This window comes from Embleya sp. NPDC025285 (genome assembly GCF_055558835.1).
The window spans coordinates 1-12,757 of sequence record NZ_JBVHLU010000006.1; the positions used below are offsets into that span (position 1 = coordinate 1).

Here is a 12,757-nt window from a genome sequence, read left to right on the forward strand (position 1 = left end):
CCGCCTCGGCACCTCGGCCACATCGGGCCAACGCACCGGGTCGATCCGAGTCGGGGCAACCTCGATCACACTCAACGCAGACTCCCTCCAGTCCTGTGCCGCACCACGGGCGCGCCGCGCGGCCACGGCCCGGGCAACCGGCGGTTCCGAGCCGCGCCGAGGTGCGGCGCCACCGGGTGACGCGGGATCGGACCGAGCAGGGGTCGCACCGTGTATGGGCGCCGCTCCCCTCGCACCCGAGCCACAAACGGCCGCGCACCCGGATGGTGCAACGTGACCGTCGGCGCCTGATTCCGCCCGACTCGGGCAGCACGGTGGGTGGTTGCCCGCACCGGGAAGGAACGGCGAAACGTAGAACTCCTTTTCGGGCGCGGCTCTTCCCGATCGTCGGTGGGAACCGCGTATGTGCCTGTCCTGCGTGTGTGGCGGGACAACACGGCGACGGCACAACGCGAAAGCGGATCGGCCCGAAGGCCGATCCGCTCGCCACACCCCCGCTCCCGCTCCCCGTCGGGAGGTCAGCCTCCGCAGCCCCCGCCGCCGCCACAACCCCCGCCGCCACCGCAACTGCTGCCGCCACCACAGCCACTGCCGCCGCCGTCGCCACCACCACCTCCGCCGCCGCCGCTGCTGCCGCCGTAGGCCACCAGCGCGGTCCGGGCCTCCGGGTCCGGGTGCGCGGCCATGCCCAGGCAGGCGACCGCGAACAGGCCCACCAACGCGCCGGAGCCGACCAGGGCACCGGAGCGCCGGTCCGCCCGCAGCTGCGTGGTCAACTCGCGCAGTGCCCTGCGGCCCGCCCCGGTGGCTCGCAAGGGAGCACTCGTCAGGCCCGCGAGGACGAAGGTGAGCACCAACAGCGGGACCAGGAATACGACCGGCCTGCTGTGCGCCAGGCCGTTGACGAAGCGGGCGATGCCGACCAGCGCGAGCACGAGCATCAGCCGCGCCGGCATCTTGCCGATCCGACGGGCCAACGGGGAGTGCGCGAGCCCGCGCTCGACCAGGCTGCCCTCGATCTGCGCCATCATGCTGCTGCGCGACCAGGCCCGCAGCAGCGCGAATCGGGTGCCCCGGGTGGTGCGCAGGCAGTCCATCACGGCCGCCGCGACCGGCTCCGCCGGCCGTGATCCGGTGGCGACGGTGACCCTGCCGGCGCGCTGTACGTGTACGTATCCCTCGGTGATCAGCGACGCCAGCGCGGTGTCGGCGACCCGCATCGGCCCGCCCGCGAGGTAGGCGGCGTCGTACGCGCCCAGCGGTGCCCGGCTCGCCTGGCCGCGGACCGCCCACGCCATCACAATCCGCAGCACGATCGCCAGGACGAACAGGCCGGCCAGGATCCCGCCGTAGAGCTTGAGGAATTCGGGACCGGTCAGGCCCCACGCGGTGCCGTTCATGTGACGTCCCTCCCGATGGTCCGACTCGCCGTTTTGGTCTGCTTGTTCATCCTGATCCGGAAGGTAGCAGCGGCTCGATCCACCCGGTCAGAGGCATCTCCCTACGTTCCGCGGAGGTCCTCGCCGCCGCCCCTGCCGCGGCTGCTTCGCCGCCTCGTCGACGGCCCGTCGCGGCTCCTTCGCCGCCCTGTCGCCACGCTGTCGCCGCCCCGTGCGCGACCCGCTCGGCCGTCCCATTCAACTGACTGGTCGTCAGAACACCGCCCGGGTCCATGCCGACCCCGCGTACGGGTGCAGGATGGTGGTACACCCGTACACACGTGCCGTTCCGCCTTTCCCGAGGAGCCCGTCATGACGGAGGCTGTCCGTCCCCAGCCCACCACCACCGCGGAGAACGAGGTCGTCGACCTGTGCCGCGATCTGATTCGGATCGACACGAGCAACTACGGTGACGGCTCGGGTCCGGGAGAACGCGCCGCCGCGGAGTACGTCGCCGAGAAGCTCGCCGAGGTCGGCCTCGAACCGAAGATCTACGAATCCGAGCGCGGGCGGGCCAGCACCATCGTGCGGATCGAGGGCACCGACCGCTCCCGGCCGGGGCTGCTGATCCACGGTCACCTCGACGTGGTGCCCGCCAACGCCGCGGACTGGACCTACGACCCGTTCGCGGGCGAGGTCGAGGACGGCTGCGTGTGGGGCCGCGGCGCGGTCGACATGAAGGACATGGACGCGATGGTGCTCGCGGTGCTGCGCGACCGGGTCCGCACCGGCCGGCTGCCCTCGCGCGACATCGTGCTCGCGTTCGTGGCCGACGAGGAGGCCGGCGGCGTGTTCGGCGCACGGCACCTGGTGAACAACCACGCCGACCTGTTCGAGGGGGTCACCGAGGGTATCGGCGAGGTCGGCGGCTTCTCCTTCACGGTCAACGACGATCTGCGCCTGTACCTGGTCGAGACCGCCCAGAAGGGCATGGACTGGATGCGGCTGATCGTGGACGGCACCGCCGGCCACGGTTCGATGATCGCCAAGGACAACGCGATCACCGAACTGGCCGAGGCCGTCGCCCGAGTGGGTCGCCACAAGTTCCCGATCCGGGTCACCAAGACCGTGCGCGCGTTCCTGGACGAGATCTCGGACGCGCTGGGCATCGAACTCGACCCGGACGACATCGAGTCCACCATCGAGCGGCTGGGCCCGATCGCGAGCATCATCGGCGCGACCATCCGCAACACCGCGCAGCCGACCATGCTGAACGCGGGATACAAGGTCAACGTGATCCCCGGGCAGGCCACCGCGCACCTGGACGGCCGGTTCCTGCCGGGCTTCGAGGACGAGTTCCACGCCGAGTTGGACGCGGTGCTGGGCCCGCGGGTGCGCCGCGAGACGGTGCACACCGACCAGGCCCTGGAGACCGGATTCGACGGCGCGCTCGTCGAGGCGATGTCGGCCGCGCTGCGCGCGCACGACCCGGCCGCGCGCGCGGTGCCGTACTGCCTGTCCGGCGGCACCGACGCCAAGTCCTTCGCCGATCTGGGTATCCGCTGCTTCGGGTTCGCGCCGCTGAAGCTGCCGGCCGACCTCGACTTCGCGGGCATGTTCCACGGTGTCGACGAGCGGGTCCCGGTGGACGGGCTCAAGTTCGGCGTGCGGGTGCTGGATCACTTCCTCGACAACGTGTGAGCGAACGGCGTGCGGTCGGGCCCGGGATGGCTCCCGGCACCCCGGCCGCACGCCGGTTGGTCCCGGAGCCCGGGCGTTCACCGGGTTCGGGCCCGATCGAGTGAATACCTCGGCTCGCGCGTAGCCTCTGCCCGATCCCGTCGTTTCCCCTTGTGCGGCGCGCAAGCGCGTCGTGGTGTCGACAAGGAGGACGGAAGAATTATGAAGAAGATGGGCAAGGTCGCGTTCATCGTCGCGGCCGGCGGTGGTCTTGTGCTCGCCGGCGCCAGTGGCGCCATGGCGAACTCCGAGGCGGAGGGTGCGGCCGTCGGCTCCCCCGGTGTGCTCTCGGGCAACAACCTCCAGGTTCCGATCCACATCCCGATCAACCTGTGCGGCAACACCGTCGACATCATCGGTGTGCTCAACCCCGCGTTCGGCAACACCTGCATCAACGCCTGATCCAGGCCCACACGCTCGTTGGCGTGCGGACGGCCCCGAGACCCACGCGGTCTCGGGGCCGTCCCGCTGTGTGGTCCGTGCGGGTACGACCGCCCGCGGGCAGCGGGCCGGACGGGGCGGTCCGCGCCGGGACCGCGCAGGTCCTCATCGGGATCACCCGGGCCGACCCCGGCGCTCCCCACGAGGCCGCGCGGCGACCGCCGGCGGGCCCGCGACGGTGCTTTCGCACCGATGTTCCCGTATCCCGAAGCGCGGTCGCCATCGGTCGACCAAGCGCCCGCCTGGGAATCGGAGCGATCAAAAACGATCGGAATCCGGTTCCGGAGGATCCCGAAACTCAGCCGTACGAGCGAATCGACCCAGCCCCGGTGACCTCCTGCGTCGGCTCTCGTTGACGTCCGTGCGGGGTCAACATCCCCCGCCCCTCGCGAGAGAGACACAGGGGTACTTACATGCACCAGCTCGCCAAGAAGGGGTTGTTGGTCGTCGTCGCCACCACGGGCGCACTCGCGTCCGCGGCGGTCGGCGTGGCCGGCGCCAGCAGTGGAGCCCAGGGTGCGGCGGCCGGCTCACCCGGCGTGGCGTCGGGCAACAACATCCAGGTCCCGATCCACGTCCCGGTGAATGTGTGCGGGAACACGGTGAACGTGGTCGGCGCGCTGAACCCGGCGTTCGGCAACAACTGCGTCAACGGGTCGCACAACCCGCCCGCCACGCACCCGCCGACGACGAAGCCCCCGACCACCAAGCCGCCGACCTCGTGCCCCCCGTGCACGAAGCCGCCGACGACGAAGCCGCCCACCACGAAGCCCCCGACCACCAAGCCGCCGACCACCAAGCCGCCGACGACGAAGCCGCCGACCACCAGTGGCACCAGCGGTGGCACGACGGGTGGGGTCACGGGCGGTACGACCGGTGGCGACACCACCGGCACCAGCGGCGGCGGCACCGGCGGGTCCACGAACAACGGCGGCTCGCTCGCGCAGACCGGTTCGGACGCACTGGTGGTGGCCCCGATCGGCGCCGCGCTGCTGCTCGGCGGCTTCGTGCTCTACCGCCGTTCGCGCCCCGTGCAGGACTGAGCACGACGGACGCGACGCACGACCCGAGGACCGCTCGCCCCTGGGAGGACAGGGGCGGGCAGTCCTCTTTTTTGTGACGATCCGTCACATGGTGCGCACCTGCCGGATGATGCGGCGCCGCAGCACCACCCGGCGACTCCCGTCGCCGCGCAGGAGCAACCGATCCAGCTCCCAATACCCGTACTCCGCATGCTCGGTCAGGATCCGGCACGCGTCGGTGCGGGACGTGCCGCGCGGAATGTCCAGTTGCCGAAACTCGTAGTCCGCCATGTTTCCATTCCCCGGCGGCCGCGCCGAGGCGCGGTGACCGGCCTTTTGGTGACTCTCCGACTCCGCCATCAGTGAACCATTGTGCGCGCGTGGGGCTCTTGCGGATAACGTCAGCCCATGACCGGTGTCGCAGAGCCCACGCCAGAGCAGGTCCGTGCCGCCGCGGACGTTCTCAAATCGGCGATCGACGACCATTTGGCCGCCGTCGAAGCCCGCCAGGGCGAGAGCGACCCGGCCGTGTTCGCCGCGTACGACGCGCTCGCCGCCGCCGCCGAGGCGTACGACGAGCTGTTGTACGACGCCTATGACGAGGTCACCCCGTTCGAGGTGCCCGGCAGCAGCGAGGAAGCCGAGTACGAGGGTCCGACCAACCCGGAGGCGGTCACCGTTCTGATCCGCCGGGACTATGCGATCAAGGACCTGATCACGCTCGTCGACCACGCCCGCCGGGCCGACGCCGAGGCCGGCGACGCCGAACCGCCGACGTCCCCGCGCGACACCGGCACGGACAGCGCGTCGAGCGCGGTCGCGGTGTTGTTCGACGTCTACGACCCGGACGAGATCGCCCAGCGCGCCGATGAACTCGGCCTCGAACCCGGCGATTCCACCCTGTGGGTGTCGGCGATCGAGCCGACCGAACCGGGCGAGTGGCTGGACGCGCCGTTCGACGACGCGGATCCGCGCAGCATCATCTACCGATTCGAGACCAGCACCGCGTACGAGGACGATCTCGAGGCGCTGGAACGCGATCTGCACTGATCGCCGCCCCACCCTCACCATGACACGTGTCACACGAGTGCGGCGGCGCCCCCTCGGGGTGCCGCCGCACTCGTCACGTTCCGGGCCCGCCGGTCGTCCGCCCGCCGGCGCGGCTCAGTAGCGCAGCGCCAGCGCGATGCCGCCGGCCTCCTTCAGGGTGTCGTCGGGTACGAAGACCACTTCGCCGTCCGCCTCCAACACCGCCTCGACCACGGTGTCCACGATGTCGTCCTCGGCCCGGCCGGCCAGTACCGCGTCCTCGGCGTGCGGTCCGGTCAGCACCTGGAGCGCGATCTCCCCGGTGCTGTCGACGGTGACCAGGCGCCCGGTCACCCGCAGCCCCTCCTCGACCACGAGGAGGGCGCCGCGACCGGCCCGGGCCGGCGCCCACGTCTCCTGGATGCCGCCGGCGTACCGCTTGGCGCTGCGGGCGTCGTCCAACCCGCGCAGCGCCGCCGCGGTCGCCTCGGCCGCCAGCGCGGCCCGTGCCGGCGCGAGGATCTCGGCGAATTGCGCGGGAGTGGCCTCCACGACGCCGCCGACCTCCAACTCGGTCCCGGCCAGGTGCGCGCCGTTACGGGTGCCCTCACGGAACGCCTTGACCTGCGGCCGCAGCCCGACCACGACGACCTTGCCCGGGCGCCCGGCCAGCGCGCGCGCCAACTGCTCGTCGGCCTCGTTCAACAGCCGCCGGAAGTCCTCGCTCACCCCCATGCCGCCGCCTTCGCGGGTGGGCGGTCCGTCCCGCTCGGGGCCGCCCGAGGTGACCGGGAAGCCGCCGTCGCGGATCTCGTGCACCCCGTCGCCCCGGCCGTGCCACAGCCTTACCTCGTGCTCGCTGAGCACCAGCGCCCAGTACGGGGTGAGCCGCTCGGCCGCGGACACCAGATTGCGGGTGAGGTAGGTGGTCGCCAGGATCACCCGCTCGCTCACCGGCGCCTCCACGGTGAACGCGTAGTGCTCCTCGGCCGACGCGTACAGCACCAGGCCGTCCAGGAAGTGCTCGGGATCCAGTTCGGCCGCCGCGGCCTTGAGGCGGTCCACGGTCTTGATCCGCGCCTCCCGACCGACCTCCGGATCCGCCGAGAGCCGCTTCTCCGCCTCGGCCAGTACGTTCCGCAGCCGAATGTGGTCCTGCTGGTTCTCCGGGCGGTGCCGGTGCGTGGGCAGCGTCAAGGACACCGCGGGGTACGCGCGCGGGCGGCGCAGCTCGGCGAGCAGTTCCGGCGACAGTGCGGCGGTCGTCATGCGGTCTCCTGGCGTGCGTTGCGTTCGGGGGTCTCGGGCTTGGACGCCGTGTCCGTCGAGGGCCGACAAACACAGCGTCCTATGCCCGATTTACCACGGAAATCGCATGAATCACCCGACCGGCCCGCAGGCTCCGCGTCGATCACCCACCGCCCCGGGGCGATCACTCTGCATGGAACGGTTGTTGACGGTGAGTCAGGAGTGACCCTAGGTTGATCCCCATTGCTCGTCGAGACGCAGCACCCATGGAGACCCAGGGTCCGCCCGACCCGGGATGGGCCCGTGCGAGGAGCGACCACCGTGCGATCCGTGCTCCCCCGGCAGGCGGCCCTGTTCGCCGCGTTGACCGGGCTGACCCTGACCACCGCCGCCTGCGGCTCGCAATCATCGGGCACCGGCGGCTCGTCGCGTGCCGCGATGACCGTCCTGGTCACCCAGGAGGCGCGCAGCCTGGACCCGACCGTGGCGAGCCTGTCCCAGATCACCGGTGGGACCCAGGCCGCGGCCGTGTTCGACGTACTGCTGTGGATCGATCCCAAGACCGGGCGGGCCCAACCCCAGCTCGCCGAGAGCGCGACCGCGGCCGAGGACGGCCGGGTCTGGACGCTGCGTCTGCGGCCGGATCTGAAGTTCTCCGACGGCACCGCGCTGGACGCCGAGGCGGTCCGGTTCAACTGGGAGCGGCACGCCGATCCGGCGAACAAGTCGATGCAGGCGCGCGTGGTCGCCGGGCTCGGCATATCCGTCGCCGACAGCCGGACCCTCAAGGTCACGCTGCCGGCGCCGAACGCGCACTTCGACAAGGTGATCGCGCACAACCTCGCGTTCATCGGCTCGCCCACCGCGATCAAGGCCGACCCGAAGGGCTTCGGCGCCAAGCCGGTGGGCGCCGGGCCGTACCGCCTCAAGAGCTGGGTGCGCGACCAGCAGATGGTCCTGGAGCGCAACCCCAAGTACTGGCAGGTGGGCGGACGGCCGCCGCTGAAGGAGTTGACCCTCAAGCCGGTGGTCGACCAGACGCAGCGGCTGGCCATGTTGAGCGCCAACCAGGCCCAGGTGCTGACCACGGCCCAGGCCAAGCTGATGGGGGACGCCCGCAAGGCGGGCCTGCCGGTGCTGACCGAGGCCAAGAGCGGCGGGTTCATGACGCTGTTCAACACCAGTCGGCCGCCGTTCGACGATCCCCGCGCACGCCGCGCGTTCGCGCTGATCATGGATCCGACCCAGCGCGCGAAGGTGGTCACCGACAACGCCGGGAAGCCGCTGAGCACGTTCCTGCGCCCGGGTTCGGACTTCGCCGCGCCGGACGCGCCGATGCCGGCGAACAACCGGGCCGAGGCACAGCGGCTCCTGGACGCGCTCGCGGCCGAGGGCAAGCCGCTGTCCTTCACCTACAGCACGTACAACAGTCCCGGCTCGCACGTGACCGCCGAGTACTGGCTGGCGCAACTCGCCGAGATGAAGAACATCTCCATGAAGACCGAGTTCCTGGAGGGCACCCAATACCTGCAGAAGGTGCAGATCCAGCGGCAGTTCGACGCGGGTGAGTTCGTGTTGTCCTTCGACGACCCGGAGCCGGTGTTGTACAACTTCCTGCACTCCAAGGGCCAGGACAACCACATGCAGTGGAAGAACCCGGCGGTGGACCAGGCGCTGGATCGGGCCCGGGCGGGCACCGACGCGCCGGGCCGGCGCGCCGCGTACGCGCTGGTGCAACAGGAACTGGCCAAGGACGTACCGATGTTCGCCTACGAGCAGGCGTTCACCGCGGCGATCCAGGCGAAGGACGCGAAGGTGCTCGACCTGACCGTGTTCGAGGACGGGCTGATCATGTTCGACCGGTTGGGTCTGGGCTAGGGGCGGCCGACCAAGGCTTGCTCTCCTGAGCGGAGCTCGACGGCTGCGGCGGAATGGCCGCGGCCGTCTGGCCGGTGGGCTCGGGGATGCACAGGCACGCGACGAGCGCGCAGCAGGCCACCACGCCGGCGATCACGAAGACGACCATGTAAGCGTGCAGGGCGGGCAGCACGAGGCCGCCGACGTCGATCGTGTACGACGTGAGCACGGCCGCCACCACCGCACTGCACACGGCCTGGCCGATGGTGCGCATCAGCGCGTTGATGCCGTTGGCGGCGGCCGTCTGCGCGGCGGGGATGGCCCGGATGACCAGCATCGGCAGCGCTGAATAGCACATCGCGGTGCCGGAGGCGACCACGGTCGCGCCGAGGATGATGGTCCACAACTCGTGGCTGGTGAAGATCCGCACCACGTAGCCCAGGCCGAGCAGGATGGCGCCGACGCCGAGGCAGAACCTGGGCCCTCGGGTGGCGGTGAGCCGGGTGGAGATCGGCGAGAGCGCGACCATCATCACCCCGCCGGGCAGCAGGCACAGGCCGCCGACCGCGACCGACACGCCCAGCCCGTAGCCGCTGTCCTTGGGCGTCTGCACGAGTTGGGCGGTGGACAGGCTGTTGGCGTAGAACGAGAAGCCGATGAACAGCGCGGCGATGTTGGGCAGCAGCACGGCCGGCCGCGCGGTCACCCGCAGGTCCACCAGCGGGGTGCTCACCCGCCACTGGTGCGCGCCCCACGCGAGCAGGATCAGCACGGCCGCGCCGAGCAGGCCCAGCGTGCGGGTGCTCGTCCAGCCCCACGCGGTGCCCTTGGACACCGCGAGCAGCAGGCAGACCAGGAACGCGGCCAGGCCGAGCGAGCCGATCACGTCGAATCGGCCGGGGTTGCGCACCGGCGACTCGCGCACGACCAGCACGATGGACACCAGGACCAGCAGGGCCAGCGCGGTGGCTCCCCAGAACAGCGCGTGCCAGTCGGCGTGATCGACGACCAGACCGGCCGGCGGGAGCCCGATGGCCGCGCCGATGCCCAGCGTCGAGCTCATCATCGCCACGCCGCCGCCCACCTTGGCCGGCGGCAGCTCGTCGCGCAGGATGCTGATCCCCAGCGGCACGACCGCGGTGGCCATGCCCTGAAGGGTGCGGCCGACGATCAGGACGCCGATGTCGGAGGTGAGCGCGCACATGAGTGAGCCGATCGAGAGCACGCTCATCGCCACGACGAGCATGCGCTTCTTGCCGAACATGTCGCCGGCCCGGCCCAGCAGCGGCGTGCACACCGCGCCGCTGAGCAGGGTCGCGGTCAGCGTCCAGCTGACCGTCGACGCCGAGCTGCCGGTCAGCGCGGGCAGATCCGGGAGCAGCGGTACCACCACGGTCTGCATGAGCGCGGCGACGATGCCGCACGCGCCCAGGACCGGTACCAGGAAGCGTTGCCGTGGGTCCTGCGGAGTGGGGGCGGGACCGGCCACGGGACGGCGCTCCTGGGTGGGGAAGGGGATGGTCGGCCCCACCCTAGGGATAGATGTACAACACATCAATCGTTTCCGCGCACCGTTTCCGCGCACCTTGCCGCGGGCCTTCGCCCGCGGCATCCCGCCGCGGCCGGCCTACCCGGCGTGCTCGGCGCGCAGCGACGCGCCCACGCCGTGCATGTGACCCAGCGCCTGCCGATAGGACCGCACCAGGCTCGTCTCCAGGTACGGCACCCCGAGCCGGTCGCAGTGCGCGCGCACGATCGGCTGCGCCCGGCGCAGGTTGACGCGCGGCATGTTCGGCACCAGGTGGTGCTCGATCTGGTAGTTCAGGCCGCCGAGCATCCAGTCGGTGACCGGTCCACCCGTGACGTTGCGCGAGGTCAGCACCTGGCGCCGCAGGTGGTCCCACTTCACGCCCGGCTCGGGCGTCGGCATGCCCTTGTGGTTGGGCGCGAACGCCATGCCCAGATGCAGACCGAGCAGCGCGTGCGTGACGAACACGAAGACCAGCGCCTTCACCGGCGACATCGCGATCAGCAGTACGGAGAAGTACAGGGCGTAGTGCACGGCCAAGACCGAGCCCTCGACCAGGCGCTCGCGCGGGGTGCGCTCCTTGAGCGCCATCAGGCCGTTGACCTTGAGGTTGAGCCCTTCGAGCAGCAGCAGCGGGAAGAACAGCCGGGCCTGGTGCCGGGTCAGCCAGCCCATCAGGCCGGTGCGGCCGGCGGTCTGGTCGGCGTCCCAGACCAGCACGCCGACCGAGACGTCCGGGTCCTTCTCCAGGTGGTTCGGGTTGGCGTGGTGCTTGTTGTGCTTGGCGTTCCACCAGCCGCAGCTCATCCCCATCAGCAGGTTGCCGTGCAGCAGCGAGAGCACGCGGTGGGTGCGCGCCTTGCGGGCGATCTGCTGGTGACCGGCGTCGTGGCCGACGAAGGACGCCCGGGTGGTGAACAGCGCGACCGGGATCGCCAGGGCGAGCTGCCACCAGGAGTCGCCGACCCAGAGCACCGCGGCCCAGGAGCCGAGCAGCAGGAGCAGGTTCAGGCCGATCATCCGGGCGTACCAGGCGGTGCGCCGCTCCAGCAGCCCCGCCGTCTTCAGTTCGGCGAGCAGCGGTGCGAAGTCACTGCCCCGACGCTCTTGCGATATATCCGGCTTATCCAGGATTGGTGCGGTCAAGGTCATGGGGCGTCCCGGTTCTGGGTGAGGGGTGGTCGGGTGAGCGCGGTGGCTTGGCGCCATCTCGACGCTATTGATCAACCGCCCGAGGGACGATCCGACAAGCCCCCCGATCGTGGGGGGAGGCTGCATACCCCGCGAGGGGGTCGAGCACCATGGACACGCGCGGCGCGATCCGGTAGGTGGCCGGCACGGGGCTCGGGAAACCCTTGACGCGTTGCAGGAACTGTCGCACCCGGATCGGGGTGCCGGCTACCCGTTGCGACGGGGAATATCCGGGAATCGACCGAACCGTACCGAAGCGCCGCGGTTCGTGGCCCCGCGGCCGGGGGTCGGGCGTGCTCAGTCCGGGTCGAGCGCCGCCTCGTCGCCGAGCGCGGCCCGCAACGCGACGGCCTGTTCGCCGATACAGGCCAGGAACGCACCCACCGCCGGCGTCGGCGTGCGGTCCGCGATCAGCGTCGTGCCCACCGTGCGGCGCACCGATTCCAGCGGCACCGGCAACACCGCGAGCCGCTCGTCGCCGGTGACCACGAGCTCGGGCAGCGCGGCGATCATGTCGGTGGCCAGCAGCAGCGCCCGGATGGTCAGGATCGAGGTGCACTCCACCCGGTCGGCCGGCAGCGGCAGTCCGCTGCGCACGAACAACTGGGCCAACTCACTGCGCAACGCGGTCTGTTCGAGCGGCAGGATCCACGGATGCGCGATCGTGTCGGCGAGAGCGCGCGCGCTGTCCAGGAGCGGGTGGCCCTGCCGCACCACCAGCCGGATCGGCTCGCGATACAGCGCGCTCTGCCGTACCCGACCGGCGTCCGCGGCCCGGCCGAGCCGACCGATCACCACGTCGATCTCGCCCGCGAGCAGTTGCGGGTACAGCACGTCGTAGGTGGCCTCGCGGACGATCACGGTGATCCCGGGCCGGTCCCGCTTGAGCGCGGAGACCGCGCGCGGCAGCAGCACGCTGGTGCCCGCGAGCAGCGTGCCGACGGTGACCGTACCGGTCTGCCCCTCGCGCAGGCTCGCGATGTGGTCGCCCGCCCGGCGCACCTCGGCCAGGATCACCCGCGCGTGGGCCACCAGCGCGTCGCCGTACAGCGTGGGGCTCATCCCGTGCGGGCCCCGCTCGAACAACGGGACGCCGACCATCGTCTCCAACTCGCGCAGGGTGCGGGTCGCGGCGGGCTGGGTCAGGTGCAGTGCCTCGGCGGCCCGGCTGACTCCCCCGTGCTCGGCGATCGCCGTGATCAGGGTCAGATGGCGGAACTTGAGGCGTCCGTCGAGCAGGTCCACGCAGGCTCCCGTACCGGTCCGATGGTGCGAACCCGACGGGGACGCATACCTGTTTGGTGATGTTGTGGCGCCGGATC

General features: G+C 71.1%; 11 protein-coding genes. 5 read left to right on the top strand and 6 right to left on the bottom strand.

The annotated features are described in order from the left end of the window. Nucleotides 1-518: 518 nt before the first annotated feature. Nucleotides 519-1,400 (bottom strand): TIGR04222 domain-containing membrane protein, encoded by an 882-nt coding sequence (locus tag ACZ4FV_RS05690; RefSeq protein WP_395868887.1) that lies wholly within the window; start codon nucleotides 1,398-1,400, stop codon nucleotides 519-521. A 351-nt stretch (nucleotides 1,401-1,751) separates the two neighbouring features. Here ACZ4FV_RS05690 and ACZ4FV_RS05695 point away from each other — a divergent pair, with 351 nt between their 5' ends. From ACZ4FV_RS05695 to ACZ4FV_RS05705, 3 genes are all read left to right on the top strand, one after another. Beyond that, complete coding sequence (locus ACZ4FV_RS05695; protein ID WP_465321944.1) at nucleotides 1,752-3,080, top strand: M20/M25/M40 family metallo-hydrolase; 1,329 nt, start codon at nucleotides 1,752-1,754, stop codon at nucleotides 3,078-3,080. Between the two features lie 201 nt (nucleotides 3,081-3,281). Continuing rightward, complete coding sequence (locus ACZ4FV_RS05700) at nucleotides 3,282-3,521, top strand: chaplin (RefSeq protein ID WP_395868891.1); 240 nt, start codon at nucleotides 3,282-3,284, stop codon at nucleotides 3,519-3,521. Between the two features lie 452 nt (nucleotides 3,522-3,973). Next, a complete protein-coding gene (locus tag ACZ4FV_RS05705; RefSeq protein ID WP_395868892.1) occupies nucleotides 3,974-4,603 on the top strand; it encodes a chaplin in 630 nt (209 codons plus the stop codon). An 84-nt stretch (nucleotides 4,604-4,687) separates the two neighbouring features. Here the strand turns inward: ACZ4FV_RS05705 and ACZ4FV_RS05710 are convergent, their stop codons facing one another. Next, the gene (locus ACZ4FV_RS05710) at nucleotides 4,688-4,873 is read right to left on the bottom strand and encodes a DUF5703 family protein (RefSeq protein ID WP_395868893.1); all 186 of its coding nucleotides are present in this window, start codon (nucleotides 4,871-4,873) and stop codon (nucleotides 4,688-4,690) included. Between the two features lie 117 nt (nucleotides 4,874-4,990). Between ACZ4FV_RS05710 and ACZ4FV_RS05715 the strand changes: the two genes are divergently transcribed. Further along, nucleotides 4,991-5,632: a hypothetical protein gene (locus ACZ4FV_RS05715; protein WP_402239872.1), complete on the top strand. Its 642-nt coding sequence runs from the start codon at nucleotides 4,991-4,993 to the stop codon at nucleotides 5,630-5,632. 114 nt (nucleotides 5,633-5,746) lie between these two features. Here ACZ4FV_RS05715 and ACZ4FV_RS05720 read toward each other — a convergent pair whose 3' ends face one another. Further along, nucleotides 5,747-6,880: a baeRF3 domain-containing protein gene (locus ACZ4FV_RS05720; protein WP_395868897.1), complete on the bottom strand. Its 1,134-nt coding sequence runs from the start codon at nucleotides 6,878-6,880 to the stop codon at nucleotides 5,747-5,749. Nucleotides 6,881-7,180: 300 nt separating this feature from the next. Between ACZ4FV_RS05720 and ACZ4FV_RS05725 the strand changes: the two genes are divergently transcribed. Beyond that, nucleotides 7,181-8,737: an ABC transporter substrate-binding protein gene (locus tag ACZ4FV_RS05725; RefSeq protein ID WP_395868899.1), complete on the top strand. Its 1,557-nt coding sequence runs from the start codon at nucleotides 7,181-7,183 to the stop codon at nucleotides 8,735-8,737. Here the strand turns inward: ACZ4FV_RS05725 and ACZ4FV_RS05730 are convergent. From ACZ4FV_RS05730 to ACZ4FV_RS05740, 3 genes are all read right to left on the bottom strand, one after another. Further along, the gene (locus tag ACZ4FV_RS05730; RefSeq protein WP_395868901.1) at nucleotides 8,709-10,205 is read right to left on the bottom strand and encodes an MFS transporter; all 1,497 of its coding nucleotides are present in this window, start codon (nucleotides 10,203-10,205) and stop codon (nucleotides 8,709-8,711) included. The genes ACZ4FV_RS05725 and ACZ4FV_RS05730 overlap by 29 nt on opposite strands. A gap of 138 nt (nucleotides 10,206-10,343) precedes the next feature. Further along, complete coding sequence (locus ACZ4FV_RS05735; protein ID WP_395868903.1) at nucleotides 10,344-11,396, bottom strand: fatty acid desaturase family protein; 1,053 nt, start codon at nucleotides 11,394-11,396, stop codon at nucleotides 10,344-10,346. A 336-nt stretch (nucleotides 11,397-11,732) separates the two neighbouring features. Next, the gene (locus ACZ4FV_RS05740) at nucleotides 11,733-12,680 is read right to left on the bottom strand and encodes a LysR substrate-binding domain-containing protein (RefSeq protein WP_395868905.1); all 948 of its coding nucleotides are present in this window, start codon (nucleotides 12,678-12,680) and stop codon (nucleotides 11,733-11,735) included. Between the last annotated feature and the right edge of the window lie 77 nt (nucleotides 12,681-12,757).

What these genes read in the sequence shown, in the direction of transcription:
- ACZ4FV_RS05690 (WP_395868887.1), bottom strand. Translation starts at nt 1,400, where the DNA reads ATGAACGGCACCGCGTGGGGCCTGACCGGTCCCGAATTCCTCAAGCTC.
- ACZ4FV_RS05695 (WP_465321944.1), top strand. Translation starts at nt 1,752, where the DNA reads ATGACGGAGGCTGTCCGTCCCCAGCCCACCACCACCGCGGAGAACGAG.
- ACZ4FV_RS05700 (WP_395868891.1), top strand. Translation starts at nt 3,282, where the DNA reads ATGAAGAAGATGGGCAAGGTCGCGTTCATCGTCGCGGCCGGCGGTGGT.
- ACZ4FV_RS05705 (WP_395868892.1), top strand. Translation starts at nt 3,974, where the DNA reads ATGCACCAGCTCGCCAAGAAGGGGTTGTTGGTCGTCGTCGCCACCACG.
- ACZ4FV_RS05710 (WP_395868893.1), bottom strand. Translation starts at nt 4,873, where the DNA reads ATGGCGGACTACGAGTTTCGGCAACTGGACATTCCGCGCGGCACGTCC.
- ACZ4FV_RS05715 (WP_402239872.1), top strand. Translation starts at nt 4,991, where the DNA reads ATGACCGGTGTCGCAGAGCCCACGCCAGAGCAGGTCCGTGCCGCCGCG.
- ACZ4FV_RS05720 (WP_395868897.1), bottom strand. Translation starts at nt 6,880, where the DNA reads ATGACGACCGCCGCACTGTCGCCGGAACTGCTCGCCGAGCTGCGCCGC.
- ACZ4FV_RS05735 (WP_395868903.1), bottom strand. Translation starts at nt 11,396, where the DNA reads ATGACCTTGACCGCACCAATCCTGGATAAGCCGGATATATCGCAAGAG.